We start from the raw sequence: 16,474 nt of genomic DNA, 5'->3' as shown, positions 1-16,474 counted from the left end.
GAAAATTAGGAATGGTTTTTTTATCTGCATTTTATGAAACCAAAACCACCTATTTCATGACCATATTCCTTCGTCCATGGAATTTATCATGTATACTTATACTTAATTTGGAAATCTCTTTTAGCTTAATATAATAGTAAAATATACGTAAGAAATCTATTAAAATACATGGACCGAATGAATGACGAGAGGAGCTTATTATGAAGTTATTTCACACTGCCGATTGGCATTTAGGAAAGCTTGTTCAAGGTGTTTCAATGATAGAAGAACAACGATTTGTGTTGCAACAATTTATTGAGGCGATTGCTGAGGAAAAACCAGATGTAGTCATTATTGCGGGAGATTTATATGATCGAGCAGTGCCGCCTACGGACGCGGTGAATTTGTTAGATGAAGTACTTGAAACGATTGTCTTGAAATTAAAAACGCCAGTCATCGCGGTTTCGGGAAATCATGATAGCCCAGGTCGTTTGAATTTTGGTAGCCGATTGATGAAATCGAATGGACTTTATATTACGGGTCAACTGAAAAAGGATATGGAACCAATTGTGATACAAGATGAATTTGGAGAGGTTCATTTTCATTTAGTTCCTTACGCTGATCCGTCTCAAGTTCGTCATGTTTTAGATGATGAACAGATTCGCACGCATGATGATGCAATGAAGAAAATGGTCGCACATGTCGAGTCTTCTATGGATTCTACTAAAAGACATGTGTTGGTAGGGCACGCCTTTGTGACACCTCACGGGGAAGAAGAGGAAAACACGAGTGATTCGGAGCGTCCGCTCGCAATTGGTGGAGCTGAGTATGTAAGTGCATCACATTTTAAAAACTTCCACTATACGGCACTCGGACACTTGCATCAAGCGCATTATGTATTGAATGAGACCGTTCGCTATTCGGGCTCTCCCTTAAAATATTCAATTTCAGAAGAGCATCATCAAAAAGGATTCCATATCGTTCAAATGGACGAGCTCGGAAACGTCAGTGTAGAAAAGCGTTTACTGATACCTAATCGAGATATTCGAACGGTTGAAGGGAAAATGGAAGACATTTTACTTCAAGAGATGAATCACGATTATGTCTTTGTGAAACTGTTGGATGAAACGCCGATTTTATTTCCAATGGAAAAGATACGTTCCGTTTATCCAAATGCGATGCATGTAGAACGTAAAATTTTGTCTGTTACGAAAGACAATGAAGAAAGCACTGTAGGTTCACGCCGTAAAATGGACGACTTAGCGCTATTTAACGCTTTCTATGAAGAAGTAAAAGGGGTACAGGCTTCTGAGGAAACAGAGCTCATTTTTAAAGAAGTGCTTCAAGAGTTTTTGTTAGAACAACAAGAAATCACTAGCCCTCATAAGAAAGAAGGGTTGAAAATATGAGACCCATTTCCTTGAAAATGACCGCTTTTGGTCCTTATAAACATACAGAAATCATAGATTTCAATGAACTTCAGGGCAATCAATTATTTGTCGTATCCGGCAGTACCGGAGCAGGGAAAACAACCATTTTTGATGGAATTTGCTTTGCCTTATATGGATCCGCAAGTGGTTCAGACCGTAGTGAATCACGTATTATGCGTAGTGACTTTGCAGAGGATAATGTCCATACATCTGTAGAACTAGAATTTGAAATTCATCATCGGACGTTTCGAATCCTGCGCCAAATGGGGCATGTGAAAAAAGGCAATAAAGGAGCGACGGGCGAAAAATATGAGTTTTATGAAAAATTAATAGACCGCGAAGTTCCGTGTGTTGAACGACAAATCGTGTCAGAAATAAATGTAAAAGTCGAAGAAATTATTGGCCTAACACAAAATCAATTTATTCAAATTGTCATGCTTCCACAAGGTGAATTTCGAAAGCTGTTAACTTCTGAGACAGAAAACAAAGAAGATATACTACGGAAAATCTTTAAAACAGAGCCCTATAAAATGATTAGTGAGCGTCTTAAGAAAAAGAAAACACTTGTTGAAGAGGAACTGAAAATTGAGCAGCGGACGACTAATAGTTACATTCAAAATATCGGTGCATCGTTTCCGCAACGAGAATCTGCCATTTTTGAGGTGCTAGCTCAAGATCATTACAATATTCACCAAGTCATTTCGGGATTGGAAGAAGAAGCTACTTATTATGAAGAGAAAATTCGCCAAGATCACTCTAAATACGAAGAAGCTTACCAGAAACACACAAGCAAGTCAGGTGAGTTCCATCAAGCCAAGAGCTTAAATGAACGATTTGATGAATGGGAAACGAAGGAACAGAAACTGCATACTCTGACTGAGCAGGTGCCTTTATTCGAAGGCAAAGAGAAGCAGCTTGAAAAAGCGGAGCGTGCAAGCGTAATCGAAGGAATCGAACGGCACTATAAAGAACTTCAAAAAGAAGTATTTGAAAAACAGCAGCTTTGGAGTGGAGCGGTCACATCCGAGGCGAAAGCGAAGGCGAATCTGGAGCAGGTGAACATTCACTATATTCAACAAGAGAATAAGCACATAGAGCGTGAAAAATTAAGCGAGTCGCTCGTTCGTTTGATCGATTTCTTGCCAATTGTGAAGGATATGACCTTAAAAGAGTCTGAGTTAAAAGTATTAGAACGTGAAGTGGTCAAATTATCTGCAAACCTTCAGACAATCGAGCAACAAGTAATCGCTAAAAATGACTCCGTTACTGCGTTGAAGGTGGATCTGGATAGGCTCGATAATCAGTTGATTCCGTTTGATGATAAGTTCCAAGAACTAAGTGAGTTAAATGAAAAATGCAGAGTGTTAAAAGAGTTTCTTTCAATTCAGCAATCGATGCGCGCACTAGAAGCTGAAACACTTGAAAAAGAACAACAATATAATGTGGTGAAAAAAGAGTACACGACGCTTGAAAATGAGTGGTTTGCAAATCAAGCACGTGTTTTAGCGGCTCATTTACATGACGGAGAAGCTTGTCCGGTATGTGGTAGTTTGGAGCATCCAAATAAGAACGAGCAAGATCAAACCGTGGCTCCTTCAAAAGAACAACTGGAGCAAGTGAAATCGACATTGAATCTTGTTGACAATGACTATCGAAATGCTTTAGCAAAACAACACGCTTTGATGGCTCAACTCTCGAGCAAAGGTGAAGAAATAGCGGGATTCGGTGTAGTTGTAGAGCAGGCGGGTGAGGTCTATAAAACATTGGATGAATGTCGTCTTAAACTTGATGTTGAGGTCAACCAAATGCGAAAAGATAAAGATTTACTTCGTAAAATAAAACAACAACACCAAGATCAAATGCTTATGGTACAAGAGCTAGATGCCAAAAAAGTAGAAACAACAGCAACTTACCAAGAAGCGCAATCAACTTACGAAAAAAGCAAAGCCATTTTCGAAGATAAGCTACAATCCATTCCAACCGAAGTTCGCGTTTTATCGCAATTAGAACAACAAATTCGCGAGACAACTGAACGTAAAATCAATCTGGAGAATGCTTGGAAAGCGGTGCAACAGCAACTTCAAGAAGCTAGAGAACAACACTCTTCATCAGTGTTGACCATAGCGCACACTGAACATGCTCTTCAAGAAACAAAGGCTAAACAAGAAAAAGCTGATGTTGCATTTAGGATGGCACTCGAGTCCTCGGCTTTTGAATCAGAAGAAATTTACCAACAAGCGAAGTTAAGAGATTCAGAAAGAGCCACTTTAAAAGAGCAAATTATGGAGTTTAAACAAGCTCGACATACACTGATTGAACAAGTTGGTGACTTGGCAGTAAGACTTGCAAACAAAACGAAAGTTGATTTAAACGATTTGCAGAATGAACTGGCTACATTAAAGCTTATATATGAGAAGGCGTTACAGGAAGTAAATCAATCAAATGATTACAAAAAAACAGCGAGTAATCTAATTACTAACATACTGGCATCTAGTAAAAAGGCAATTGCGAAGGAACAAGAATTCAATCAAATCACAGACTTGTATGATGTTATTAGAGGACAGAATAGCTTGAAGATTTCATTCGAGCGATACTTGCAAATTGAATACCTCGAACAAATTATTGTCTCGGCGAACGAACGATTAAAGAATTTATCAAATGGCCAGTTCCATTTAATTCGAAGTGAACGTCAAGAATCAAGAGGGAAACAAAGTGGATTAGGATTAGACGTATATGATGCTTATACCGGTCAAACACGCGACGTCAAAACGCTTTCCGGTGGAGAGAAATTTAATGCTTCATTGTGCTTGGCACTCGGCATGGCGGATGTTATTCAAAGCTTCCAAGGCAATGTTTCAATCGACACTATGTTTATTGATGAAGGTTTCGGTTCATTGGACGAGGAATCTTTAAATAAATCAATTGATACCCTGATTGACCTTCAAAAATCAGGCCGTATGATTGGTGTTATTTCTCATGTTCAAGAATTAAAAACAGCTATCCCAGCGATTTTAGAAGTGACAAAATCGAAAGAAGGCTATAGCGAGACTCGATTTATTATTAAGTAAATAGACTCGGGCCGGATTTCTAGTAGAAAGCAGGTGGCATCGTTGACGAATTTCACACCATTTCCGATTATTGAAACTAAGCATTTACTCTTAAGAAGAATTACACATGGTGATACGAATGATATGTTTGAGATGCGAAGAAATCCCAGGATGTATGAATATTTAAATACTAAAGTAGATCAAAATACTGAAGAAACAAAAGCTTATATTGATAAAATGAACCAAGGAATCGATGAAGATAAATGGGTCATCTGGGCAATTGAACATAAACAATCAAACAAAGTGATTGGAACTATTTGTATCTGGAATATTAACAAGGATGAGGAAAGTGGAGATTTGGGTTATGGAATAATCCCCGATTATCAAGGTCAAGGTTTGATGAAAGAGTCATTAGTTAGTGTTATCGAATATGGTTTTGAAGAGATGAAGTTAAAAGTCCTGGAAGCCTATACAGAAGAGCGCAATGATAAATCCATTAAACTCTTGGAGTCGTGTAAATTCGTTGAGGTTACTAGAGTTGAAGAAGCCGGAGACATGAATAACCAGGTATTACGGATGGTAGTGTTTCGATTATTAGCACAACAACAAGCTTGAAAGTTATGGCGAATATAAAACCAGTATCTCTTAGAGGTACTGGTTTTTTGTATGCATATTTGCTGGATGTATTAATGACAATTCGATTTCTAGGCAATTTTACACGTGACAACTTTAGTGGTTATTAAGTCCTTATACTTGTAATGATTGGAAGTTCGGGCAGTTGTAGATGAAATAAATCTCGGTAATAATTACCACCATTTCCTGTATAGTAAGCATGCTATACTCGAAAAATGTTAAGCAAAATACTTAACTGCCCCTTCGAATCCGTTGATTTAATAAATGAATTGACGAGTTTACATATTTTTACATAGTAGACCTTACCAAAAAGTATTTCAGATTTTGTAACAAGTGCAAGTAAAAAATACCAATCAATTAATCATGAGGAGATGAACTATCATTAAGAAACTTACAAAGATTTTGGTTCTATCATTTATTTTCGTGCTTTCTTTTTCAGGCGTCGCAGGAGCAACATATCCAGTACATAAAGGTGATACATTAAATGGCATTGCTTATAAATACAGAATGGGCTATCAGGATTTGCGATCACTAAATCCGCAAATCAAAAATCCTAATCAATTATATATCGGACAATCTATTGTTGTTAGAACTCCGAATAAAGCTTCAGATCTTGTAGACTATGCAAAGGTTCTTAAAACACAAACGAAATACGTGTATGGAGCAGACTATAGCCTTGCGCCTTACAAGGCAGATTGTAGTAGTTGGACGAAGCATATTTATGCTAAATTCGGCGTGAAATTACCTAGAACTAGCCGTGAGCAATCACACATTGGAAGATCCATAAAATTCAAGGATATGAGAAAAGGGGATTTAATGTTCTTTGCGAGTAGTGGTAAAACTATTACACACGTAGGAATCTATATGGGGAATGGGATGTGGATTAGCAATCTAAACACAGCTAAAAGTGTACAGACTTTTTCTATTTGGGGACCATGGACACAACAACACTTTATGTGGGCACAGAGAGTCTTATAATATTCATCCATCAGTTTATGTAATATGTTACCATTAGAGCAATTGGTAGATGCGCAGATGTAACGACAACTGGTATGAAGAGAGATGATTATGATGACAGAAGGATGGAAACTAAACGAAGGAACAGTCAGTTATCATCCTGTTTCAGAAGATCAGCTGTGGTCAGTTTTCATGAAAACTCTCTCTTCTCAATCAATGAAGACGACCTCCTATAAGTTCGCCGTGTTGCGAGGGATTTTAGAGAATCTTTACAAAACGAATGATAAGCAAGAATTGAATTTCAATCAACTAGCGGAATCATTTGCGAAGCTATACTGGAATTTAGTCATTCGTAATGGGTATTCTCAAGGGCATCAAGCTCAAATTGAAAAAGAGTTAAAGGAATTTCAATATGAATACCAGATTCCAAGTGGAGTGTCATTTGATTCGATTCAAGAAAATCAACAGCGCGACTTGATTAAGCGTATTGAGAGTAAAGTGATTAGAAGGTACGTAGTCGGAGCGTTATTTGCGGATACAGAAGGTCTTGTTTATGGGTTCTCAAAGAAAGAACGCAAACTCACGTTGACACCATCTTGTTATGAATTTTTATTGAAATATCAAACGAATATTTTTAAGTTAATTAACTATGAATTAGCAAAGTTTTTGCAAAAAAAGAATCCTAGCTTAACGCATGGGATACTACTAGAAGAAATTGAAAACATTACACAACGTGAATCGTTGCAGCAATTCCAACAAATGATTGTGACGCATTCAGGAGCTACATGTTTTTATACAGATAGACCATTACACGTTGCAAAACGTTCAATTGCAGTGGATCATTTTGTTCCCTGGAGTTTTGTCCACAGTGACGAATTGTGGAATTTTGTCCTGACATCTTCATCACTCAATTCCAGCAAAGGCAGCAAATTACCAGCTGAGCGCTTTCTCAATAAATTGGATGAGCGAAATCAATGGTTTAAGAAAACAGGTGACGTTTATGTTAAACAATACATGGAAACTTACGACTTCCATCAATTTGTGAAGTTGTATGAGTATGCCGAGTTGAATGGATTTGAGAAGGGCTGGGCTCCTTAAACAAATTTTCAATTGAAATAGTGCCTATGAATAAGAAAAAAGAAATCCAGTGACTCTTAGAGTTCCTGGATTTCTTTTTGTATTTTTTTATTCTGGATTAATGATGCTTCAGAATTAATATGTATCTTCTTTGTCAACTTCAGTTTCTTCTTTATCCAGGTGATAAATGGGTGCACCTTCACCGACCATATCAAGAGAAGCATTAAAATCCTTGTTTTGACGCAATTCCATTTCCTTTGGGTCCACATGTTCAGGTTTCATCGTCAAACTCTCCTCGATATAGTTTTTTAGAAATAGTATATGAAAGTTGTCAGAAAATAATTACTAACTGAAAAATGGAAATGATATACTATTAGTAATTTTTCCATTAAGTGCCAACAAGGAGTGTTACTATGTATGTCGATGAACAGTCCGATTCGAAAAAACCATATAATTGATGTTATTTCATTTGAAGAGCCAAAAATAACTAATATAGATAGATCTCATCTTAAATAATCCGGATCGAAGACGGCAAACTTGCTTAGTTAATCATCAGCTGATTTAAACCAAATTCTCTACTTAACGTTACACTCAAATAAGTTTTAAAAAACCCAGTGGTAGTATCTATCACTGGGTTTAGTCTATCTATTTTACTCAAAACATAAATTGGAGCATTTTTATGTAAGAAGGATTTTCGAAGTAATTGTAGAATACCTAATGAGATACACCATTCCAAAGGAATAATGGAGTGGAAATTTTAAGGAGGTTAATATGACTATTAAGCGACTTAATGAATTTCGAAAATTTAATATGAATCTTGTAGATTTGCAACAACAACAAGCTTTAAAGCGTTACATTGAACGTTCGGTTGAACGTGAACGAATTGCTAGTGAACTGCAAGGTAAAAATCCTTTTGAAGTTGATACGCCTGAGCGAGTGGCGCTGCGTAAAGCGATTATTGATCCACGTGATAGCCTTGCAATTGAGCGTATTATTGGTCGAGAAGATCTATTTCCTATCTCTTATCTTGAAGCAGGTCTAAAAGCAGCCGCTTCTGTTTGTAGAATCGAGATCCGAGATTCTATAAGTAGAGTTCTCGGATATGGAACAGGATTTCTTGTCTCACCTTCTTTATTACTTACAAATAATCATGTCTTGGAAAACTACGATACGGCTCATTTCAGTGTTGCGCAATTCAACTACGAAGTGGATCTTGATTTAAATGAACGTTTGAAGAAAAGCTTTCGATTAACGCCAGAGCGTTTCTTTATAACAGATCAGAAGCTTGATTTCACATTAGTCGCTATAGAGGAAGTGTCTGAAGATGGCACAAAAGTGAGTGATTTTGGGTTCTTGCCTCTCATCTCCCAAACGGGAAAAGTATTGGTTGGTGAATATGTATCAATTATTCAACATCCTTCGGGTGAACACAAAGCTGTAGCAATTAGAGAGAATCAAATTTCGGATGTATTTGACGATTATATTCACTATTCGACAGATACTATGCCTGGATCCTCCGGTTCACCTGTATACAATGACGAATGGATTGTAATTGCCCTCCACCATGCTGGAGTTCCAGATCCTAAAAATCATACTGAATTTATTGCCAATGAAGGAATTCGCATCAGTTCGATTGTCCAGTTTGTTGTAAAGAAAGGCGAAAGTTTAAATGATGAGCAGAAATTGTTAATTAATGACCTTGTGCAGGCGCGGGATGTGACCAAAGAAAAATCTGATGAGATGATAGTGGAGGAGTTAAGCGACTCATGGTATGAAGGTTCGACCGGTTATGATACTAAGTTTCTTGGTGATAATCATGAAATTCCGCTTCCGACATTCCGGTCTGATATTGAACAGGATATTGCTCAGTTAAAAGACGGCAGCAATGTGCTCCATTATACGCATTTTTCCATCGTCATGAGCAAGTCACGCCGATTAGCCTATTTTACGGTAGTAAATATTGACGGAAACCAATTAATAGACATTGAACGTAATGATAAATGGTATCTCGATCCTCGAATCGAAACTGAGTACCAGTGTGGTCCTGAATTATATAAAAATAATGATCTTGATCGGGGACATCTTGTCCGCAGGAGAGATCCTGTTTGGGGAGATACAGCTGAAAAAGCGAATAGGAATACCTTCCATTTTACAAATTGTGCTCCCCAGCACAGTAATCTAAATCAAAAAAACTGGTTGGAGTTGGAGAACTATATTTTAGACAATGCTGAAAACTGGAATCTTAAAGTGACAGTGTATACAGGTCCGGTTTTTAGGGTGGATGACATTGTTTACAGAGGAGTTCAAATACCTGCTGAGTTTTGGAAAATTGCTATTATGGTTAAAGAAGATGGCAACCTATCCGCAACTGCTTATTTGCAGACTCAAAAAAATCTTATCGAGAATCTGGAATTTGCCTATGGTGAATATAAAACTTATCAAGTACCAATAACAAAAATTGAAGCGATAACAGGGCTTGATTTTGGTTGTTTACGTAATAACGACCCAATCAATCAATTAGAATCAACGATTGGTCACGTCATTGAGACATCTGAGGATATAAAATTCTAGACTACAAAGTAAAAGCCGATGAATTCCTTATCGTAGGGAATCATCGGCTTTTACCATTAAGAAATTATGACATATACGTAAGTGAATACTTGAAGTATACTAATTAGTTGAAATCCAATTCTTTTTTACTTTCTGCACTTTTTGGAAAATATTGCTGAAATTTGTTTATTGTGTGACAATATAACCAATTAGACTTTTTTTAAGGGGAAGAACAATGAAAATTCACATTGGTTTATACCGTGTTTTGCCGTTTTTATATTTAATGATTGGTCCAATTTGGTTTATTGGTTTAGATTATTTATTAAGCATTTCAAACTTTTCTACTGAAAAGGTGCTTTTCTTGGATATATTCAAAAACCTATTGTTCGTTTTCTTCACTGCTATTCTGATATTTATTTTATTAAGAAATTTAAAAAATTCAAACCAAATTGAAGAAGAAAAAGAGAAGCTTACTTTATTAATCGATACAATGCCCGACTGTATTTCATTCAAGGATGGAGAAGGAAGGTGGCTCCAAATAAATAAATTTGGTGCTCAGTTATTTGAATTAGAAGGCGTCGATTACAAAGGGAAAACAGACAGAGAAGTGGCGAAATACACAGATTTTTATCACGATGCGTTGATTTACTGTATTGAATCAGACGAAGAAGCGTGGAAAGCAGGGAAGGTTAGTCGTTGTGAAGAAACAATTCCTTTGAGAGATGGTTCAAGCAAAATTTTTGATTCATTCAAAATGCCTCTTTTTAATGATGATGGTTCCAGAAAAGGGTTAGTAGTTATCGGAAGAGAAATTACTGCTTTAAAAGAAACTGAGCGTAAGTTAAGGCAATCAGAAAAGATGTCTGTTTTAGGTGAACTAGCAGCGGGTATTGCTCACGAAATACGAAACCCTCTTACGACTATTAAAGGTTTTTTACAAATGGGTCAAGTGAAAACAATTAAATTGGATCAACATATTGACGTGTTGGTTGATGAAATTAATCGAATTAATAATATTGTTAACGAACTTTTGGTTATAGCAAATCCTACAGATGTTATATTTACTAACCACAAAATAAATACAGTTGTGAGAGACGTCGTTGAAATGTTATCGATTGAAGCATCGTTAAATAATATTCAATTAAACGTGATTGATAAAGATCAATTCAATACATATTGTAATGAGAGTAAGTTAAAACAAGTGTTTATCAATATAGTGAAAAACGCTCTAGAAGCAATCTCAAGTGATGGTGAGATAACGATTACAATAGCTGATGAAAATGAGGACTATTTCTCCATTAATTTTGAGGATAATGGTTGCGGAATAGCAGAAAACCATTTAAAACACATTGGTGAGCCTTTTTATAGTGTAAAAGAAAACGGGACTGGCTTAGGAATGACAGTTTGTTTTAGCATTATTGAAACACACAAAGGTTCTATCCACATAACGAGCCAGGTTAACTCTGGAACTAGCGTTGAAGTATTGTTACCAAAGTCGAAAGTTTAAGCCTTATCGAAACAAACAAAGATGAACAAAAGACGATTTAGCCTGAAAAAAAGGGCAAATCGTCTTTTGTTTTTTGCTCAAATATAACCAGATAGATATGCAATAATGATTAATCGATTCGCAAAAATTTTATGCTAGTATATTTGATATACTATCTTTTAACATACCCAATAAATTAATGGAGGGGATTAGATTGAGCCGTGAAGAAAAAATAACTAGCGTACTAGAAAATATGCCTAAAGTAGAAGTAATGGATAAGTATATAAAATCATTTGGTAACAAGGTAAGAGGAGAAGAAATACGTGCAGCTGTAAAAGAAGTTTTTGGTGCTGATTTAAATTACACATCAGAAAAAAATTATGGTAGCCAATTGTCCAACTATAATGCCTCTGTCATGGAGAGTCTACGTACTTCATTAAATGTTGATTCTAATTCATCCGAATTAGATACTCAAATTATGGCTATGACAAAAAATGAAGTAATGGATCGTTACATTGAGGTTCATGATTATTCTCTAACAGGAGCTCAGAGTAGAGTACTAATCAATCAAATATTCGGAGTGAATTTGGACGGGATTTCTAGTTTAGAACATTCAAAGGTATCCATTTATTCTAAAGGACAATGGATTTTACAAGGAGACACGGATCTATTAATTGTATCTTCAAGTCTAGATGATGTAGAGCTTTATATAGCTACAACTGAATATTTTGAGGTAACTTCTGGGTCAAAACAGTTCCCTGAGTCTTTAAAACAAAAATTACTCAGTAGTGGATTTAGTTATGACGCTGACCTAAATCAATACGTTTATAGAAATCCAACAAATGAATCTGTACCAGATGCTTTTAAAGGCCAAGTTTTAGGAAGTGTATTAGGAACAATAGCTGAGTTGACTACCTAAAAGCGAATCAAGTTCATTTTTTACCATTCGATGATAAGCAGTTACCAGGGAGATTTTTTCTTCCTGCATTTTTTGTAGCTTTGGAAGCATTACATATCCTAGCTTAAACTTATTTGTCTGGATATGAAGTTTCTATGCAAGTTGTGCGGCAGCTGACCTTGGATTAGAGAAATCGACATCATTAAAAAACTTAGAACAAAAAGGCAGTGTGGTGCTCGCAGTATCTCCTCGAATGAAAAAAGAGATGGTGTGAAAATAGGTACACGGCTGTTTGAATACCGAACCATCCAGAGATTTGTTTTTTATTTACGTCTAATCACTAAGTTATTTCGATGTAGTTTCTACGACTTCTGTGGTAATACATGTCAGGTCAATCATCGGATTGTTGCCATATTAAATTCTTCATCAAAACAAGTATTGACGCTATCATTAGTGAATGTTGTGTATTTCAAATTACATATTTATACTTGAATAGTGTGAAGTTTTCTATACCCACAAAATTAAATATCTGAATATTATGAATTGATAGGAGAGGGAAATATGAAACTAGGAGCATTTTCTGTAAGTTTAAGTGTAAAAGACATTAATAAATCAAAATCATTTTACGAAGACCTAGGATTTCAAGTCTTTGGAGGGGAAATTACTCAAAATTGGCTTATTATGAAGAATGAAAGTTGCGTAATTGGACTATTCCAAGGGATGTTTGAAAATAACATTCTGACTTTTAATCCAGGGTGGAATCAAAATGCCGACAATCTCGAATCGTTTACGGACATTCGAGACCTTCAAAAGCAGCTTAAAGCAAAAGGAATTCAAATGCTGACTGAAGCAGATGAATCAAGTGTAGGTCCTGCAAGTTTTACAATTGAAGATCCAGATGGTAATTCTATTCTTGTGGATCAACATGTGTGAATAAGTGATAATAAGTGATAATAAGAAGGACATTTTTGGGTGATTCGCTCATAGTCGACAAAGAAACGCTCGTAGTCGACAAAAATTCGCGAATAGAGTACCAAATAACTTCCCATAAAACATAAAACCAACACCCCACTAGAGATAACTACTAGTGGGGTGCTTTTATTGAACTAAAACGGGTGAGAAAAACTCCTTATAAAGCTCTTTTAGTATTTTCGTTTCGTCTTTTTTAAGGACCCCGAATACAAGACTAACTTCGGAGGAACCTTGATTGATCATTTCGATATTGGCACCAGTACGGGAAATAGCCGCTGTGGCTCTAGCGGCCAATCCTGTTGTGTTTTTCATGCCTTCACCAACGAGAACGACCATAGAGAAATTGCTGTGGATATTGACCTCGTCTGCATGCAATTCGTTTTTTATACGATGAACTACGCGAGCTTCTTTTTCAGTGTTTAACTGGTGGCTGCGCAAGATGACGGATAGGTTATCGATTCCAGAAGGGGTATGTTCATATGAAATCTCTTCATCTTCAAGAATTTGCAACAGTTTTCGTCCAAACCCGATTTCCCGATTCATTAAATATTTGCTGACAAAAAGTGTGGAGAACCCACTGTCTGCAGATATGCCGGTAACCGGTCGGAAAGAATGCTCTCGCTTTGCGACAATCATCGTTCCCGCAGCTAGCGGATTGTTGGTGTTTTTTATGCAAACTGGAACTGACTCTTTAAATGCAGGCATCAGCGCTTCATCGTGAAGAACCGCGAATCCTGCGTAGGACAACTCTCGCATTTCTCGGTATGTCATTTTGTGAATTTCTTCAGGGTTTTCAACAATACTAGGATTGGCCGCAAACACACAATCTACATCTGTGAAGTTTTCATATAGGTCGGCTTTTATCGCAGCTGCTAAAATCGAGCCGGTAATGTCAGAGCCTCCTCGCTCAAATGTCCGCAGTTCGTCTTTACTTGTATAACCAAAGAATCCGGGAAAGACGCTAATCGCCGACTTATCCTTTAAAGCCGATAATCTGTTGTAGGATTCTGGTAGCGCCTGTACGCGTTCTGGGAAATCATTAACCAGCAAGCCCGCATCTTTTGGATTTATGTATTCTGCATGTAAGCCAATGGAAGTTAAATAAACAGCGACAAGCTTTGCTAAATTATCTTCACCACTCGCTTTTAATTGATCGAAGAATAATCCTGGATTTCCTTTATCCGATGCGAGTCGGTTGCGCAGATCCAATTCAATAATGTCAAGAATTTCCTTACCCAACTCAAGACCATTAGCAATTTGAGTGTATCGATCGATTACGTTGCTCAAGTAATCTTCGACATCTTCGTTACAAAGTGTAGCTTGTGACAGACTAATAAGCATATCGGTTACTTTTACATCGTTGTCATACCTTTTACCAGGAGCTGAAACCACGACAATTTTTCTTGAAGGGTCTGCTTTTAGAATGGCCGCCACTTTTTTGATTTGTTGTGCACTTGCTACAGATGTACCTCCAAATTTACATACTTTCATCGTTATCAAGTCCCATCTTTCTTTCATTTAAAGGGTTGTTTTAATTTATAGTATAATACTATAATGTACTTATGGAAAACACAATTGTTTTTTTAGGGAGTACACATAGTAGGGGGAAATATCAATGAAAAATGAAATTTCGATTGGTTTATTAGGACTAGGAACAGTTGGCAGTGGAGTAGCAACGATCTTACAACAACACCAACAGGATATGCATCACAAATTGGGTGTTCCAGTTTCCATTAAAAAGGTATTAATTAAAGATGAAAATAAGGAAAGAATCACAACTCTGGATTCAAACGTTTTTACAACGGATGTCCATGAGATATTAAACGACCCCACTATTGATATTATTGTTGAAGTAATGGGTGGCATTGAAGAAGCGAAGCAGGCAATTGAAAACGCGCTTCGTGCTGGAAAGCAAGTTGTGACAGCCAATAAAGATGTCATGGCGGAATATGGACACGAATTATTGAAGTTGGCAGATGCAAAAAAATGCGATTTATTTTATGAAGCGAGTGTTGCAGGGGGCATCCCAATAATTCGTACATTAGAAGACGGACTAGCTTCAGACAGGATTTCAAGTTTGATGGGAATCGTGAACGGAACAACTAATTTCATTTTAACGAAAATGAAACAAGAAAATATGAGCTATGAAGTCGCTTTGGCAGCAGCAACGAGACTTGGCTACGCGGAAGTTGATCCTTCAGCGGACGTCGACGGAGTGGATGCTGCACGGAAAATGGTCATTTTATCTTCTCTCGCATTTTCAACAGAAGTTCATCTTAGCGACGTATTAGTTAGAGGGATGAAAGACATAAGAGACGGAGATATGGAACTAGCAGAGGGCTTTGGCTATACAATGAAGATGGTTGGCTCATCGAAAAAAAATGAAGATGGGATCGAAGTGGCAGTGGAACCAGTATTCTTGGCAAATTCGCATTTGCTCGCTTCTGTAAACAACGAATTTAATGCCGTATACATATATGGTGATGCAGTTGGCGAAACGATGCTTTATGGACCAGGCGCTGGTTCTCTACCGACTGCAACTTCAGTCGTCTCGGATATTATCGCTGCATGTCGTAATTTGCTACTTGAAGTAAATGGTAAGCGACTACACGCTGCTCAGCATGAGCGGGTTATCAAATCGGCCAATCGTCGCTATGCGAAGTACTTCCATCGTTTACTTGTTAAAGATGAAGTAGGAGTTTTGTCGAATTTGACAGCCATTTACAGCAATCATAATGCAAGCCTTCGATCAGTTAAGCAGCATCCAGCGGGAAATGAGGGAATGGCTGAAATTATTCTTGTCACTCATAAAATTTCTAGACAGCAACATTTGGACGTGATTGAAGATTTAAAAGGTTTGGCAAGTGTCATTAGCCATTACCGCATCGAGGGAGATGAATCAGAATGAATTGGCCAGGATTGATTGAACAATATAAAGAATGGCTTCCGGTAACAGAAGATACGCCAAAGCTAACATTGCAGGAAGGCAATACGCCTTTAGTTCATCTCGGAAATTTGTCTGAGAAATGGGGTATTGATCTTCATGTGAAATTAGAAGGTGCTAACCCAACCGGTTCTTTCAAAGACCGAGGCATGGTCATGGCAGTGGCGAAAGCGAAAGAAGAAGGGAAAACCGTTCTTATTTGCGCATCAACTGGTAATACTTCTGCGTCTGCCGCTGCATACGGAGCGAGAGCTGGCATGAGAACAATTGTGGTCATTCCAGAAGGTCGTATTGCACTCGGAAAACTTGCCCAGGCAAAAATGTATGGCGCTGAAATTCTGGCGATTAAAGGAAATTTTGACGAAGCACTTGAAATGGTTCGCGAAGTGGGTCAAGAAGATGGCATCGCTCTAGTTAATTCAGTTAATCCTTACCGTTTAGAAGGACAGAAAACAATCGCGTTTGAAATTATTGATCAGTTAGGAACAGTACCAGATGTTC

At 37.3% G+C, this 16,474-nt stretch carries 13 protein-coding genes; 11 read left to right on the top strand and 2 right to left on the bottom strand.

The genetic code is table 11. From position 1 onward, the window contains the following. The first annotated feature begins 200 nt into the window (after window positions 1-200). The 5 genes from AC1DOS_RS05775 to AC1DOS_RS05755 all read left to right on the top strand — a co-directional run bounded on the left by AC1DOS_RS05775 (window position 201) and on the right by AC1DOS_RS05755 (window position 7,144). Window positions 201-1,388, top strand: coding sequence for an exonuclease SbcCD subunit D (locus tag AC1DOS_RS05775; protein ID WP_477536728.1), 1,188 nt, complete (start codon window positions 201-203; stop codon window positions 1,386-1,388). Beyond that, window positions 1,385-4,477, top strand: a complete 3,093-nt coding sequence (locus tag AC1DOS_RS05770) for an AAA family ATPase (protein ID WP_477536727.1) — start codon at window positions 1,385-1,387, stop codon at window positions 4,475-4,477. The genes AC1DOS_RS05775 and AC1DOS_RS05770 overlap by 4 nt, the downstream gene beginning before the upstream one ends. Window positions 4,478-4,519: 42 nt before the next feature. Then, window positions 4,520-5,071 (top strand): GNAT family N-acetyltransferase, encoded by a 552-nt coding sequence (locus tag AC1DOS_RS05765; protein WP_477536726.1) that lies wholly within the window; start codon window positions 4,520-4,522, stop codon window positions 5,069-5,071. Between the two features lie 420 nt (window positions 5,072-5,491). Beyond that, a complete protein-coding gene (locus AC1DOS_RS05760) occupies window positions 5,492-6,067 on the top strand; it encodes a C40 family peptidase (protein ID WP_477536725.1) in 576 nt (191 codons plus the stop codon). Window positions 6,068-6,157: 90 nt separating this feature from the next. Further along, complete coding sequence (locus AC1DOS_RS05755) at window positions 6,158-7,144, top strand: HNH endonuclease domain-containing protein (protein ID WP_477536724.1); 987 nt, start codon at window positions 6,158-6,160, stop codon at window positions 7,142-7,144. 114 nt (window positions 7,145-7,258) lie between these two features. On the opposite strand, the gene AC1DOS_RS05750 is transcribed toward AC1DOS_RS05755, so the two are convergent. Further along, the gene (locus tag AC1DOS_RS05750; protein WP_477536723.1) at window positions 7,259-7,405 is read right to left on the bottom strand and encodes a hypothetical protein; all 147 of its coding nucleotides are present in this window, start codon (window positions 7,403-7,405) and stop codon (window positions 7,259-7,261) included. Between the two features lie 489 nt (window positions 7,406-7,894). Here AC1DOS_RS05750 and AC1DOS_RS05745 point away from each other — a divergent pair, with 489 nt between their 5' ends. From AC1DOS_RS05745 to AC1DOS_RS05730, 4 genes are all read left to right on the top strand, one after another. Continuing rightward, window positions 7,895-9,694: a DNA/RNA non-specific endonuclease gene (locus AC1DOS_RS05745; RefSeq protein ID WP_477536722.1), complete on the top strand. Its 1,800-nt coding sequence runs from the start codon at window positions 7,895-7,897 to the stop codon at window positions 9,692-9,694. 214 nt (window positions 9,695-9,908) lie between these two features. After that, a complete protein-coding gene (locus tag AC1DOS_RS05740) occupies window positions 9,909-11,180 on the top strand; it encodes an ATP-binding protein (protein WP_108584837.1) in 1,272 nt (423 codons plus the stop codon). Window positions 11,181-11,373: 193 nt separating this feature from the next. Further along, window positions 11,374-12,078, top strand: a complete 705-nt coding sequence (locus AC1DOS_RS05735; RefSeq protein ID WP_477536721.1) for a hypothetical protein — start codon at window positions 11,374-11,376, stop codon at window positions 12,076-12,078. A gap of 540 nt (window positions 12,079-12,618) precedes the next feature. Then, window positions 12,619-12,990, top strand: a complete 372-nt coding sequence (locus AC1DOS_RS05730; protein ID WP_477536720.1) for a VOC family protein — start codon at window positions 12,619-12,621, stop codon at window positions 12,988-12,990. Window positions 12,991-13,155: 165 nt separating this feature from the next. On the opposite strand, the gene AC1DOS_RS05725 is transcribed toward AC1DOS_RS05730, so the two are convergent. Continuing rightward, window positions 13,156-14,520, bottom strand: a complete 1,365-nt coding sequence (locus AC1DOS_RS05725) for an aspartate kinase (RefSeq protein WP_477536719.1) — start codon at window positions 14,518-14,520, stop codon at window positions 13,156-13,158. 124 nt (window positions 14,521-14,644) lie between these two features. Here AC1DOS_RS05725 and AC1DOS_RS05720 point away from each other — a divergent pair, with 124 nt between their 5' ends. Together AC1DOS_RS05720 and thrC are read left to right on the top strand one after the other, a co-directional pair. Continuing rightward, a complete protein-coding gene (locus tag AC1DOS_RS05720; protein ID WP_477536718.1) occupies window positions 14,645-15,937 on the top strand; it encodes a homoserine dehydrogenase in 1,293 nt (430 codons plus the stop codon). Further along, window positions 15,934-16,474, top strand: a 541-nt coding sequence (gene thrC, locus AC1DOS_RS05715; RefSeq protein ID WP_477536717.1) for a threonine synthase, incomplete at its 3' end; no start/stop codon positions are given. The genes AC1DOS_RS05720 and thrC, both read left to right, overlap by 4 nt.

The sequence above is a fragment of the Paenisporosarcina sp. P5_A11 genome, from assembly GCF_056400705.1.
This window is presented reverse-complemented; position numbering and strand designations above follow the sequence as displayed.

Coding starts and splice junctions, on each gene's coding strand:
- AC1DOS_RS05775 (WP_477536728.1), top strand. CDS start 201: ATGAAGTTATTTCACACTGCCGATTGGCATTTAGGAAAGCTTGTTCAA.
- AC1DOS_RS05770 (WP_477536727.1), top strand. CDS start 1,385: ATGAGACCCATTTCCTTGAAAATGACCGCTTTTGGTCCTTATAAACAT.
- AC1DOS_RS05755 (WP_477536724.1), top strand. CDS start 6,158: ATGATGACAGAAGGATGGAAACTAAACGAAGGAACAGTCAGTTATCAT.
- AC1DOS_RS05750 (WP_477536723.1), bottom strand. CDS start 7,405: ATGAAACCTGAACATGTGGACCCAAAGGAAATGGAATTGCGTCAAAAC.
- AC1DOS_RS05745 (WP_477536722.1), top strand. CDS start 7,895: ATGACTATTAAGCGACTTAATGAATTTCGAAAATTTAATATGAATCTT.
- AC1DOS_RS05740 (WP_108584837.1), top strand. CDS start 9,909: ATGAAAATTCACATTGGTTTATACCGTGTTTTGCCGTTTTTATATTTA.
- AC1DOS_RS05730 (WP_477536720.1), top strand. CDS start 12,619: ATGAAACTAGGAGCATTTTCTGTAAGTTTAAGTGTAAAAGACATTAAT.
- AC1DOS_RS05725 (WP_477536719.1), bottom strand. CDS start 14,520: ATGAAAGTATGTAAATTTGGAGGTACATCTGTAGCAAGTGCACAACAA.
- AC1DOS_RS05720 (WP_477536718.1), top strand. CDS start 14,645: ATGAAAAATGAAATTTCGATTGGTTTATTAGGACTAGGAACAGTTGGC.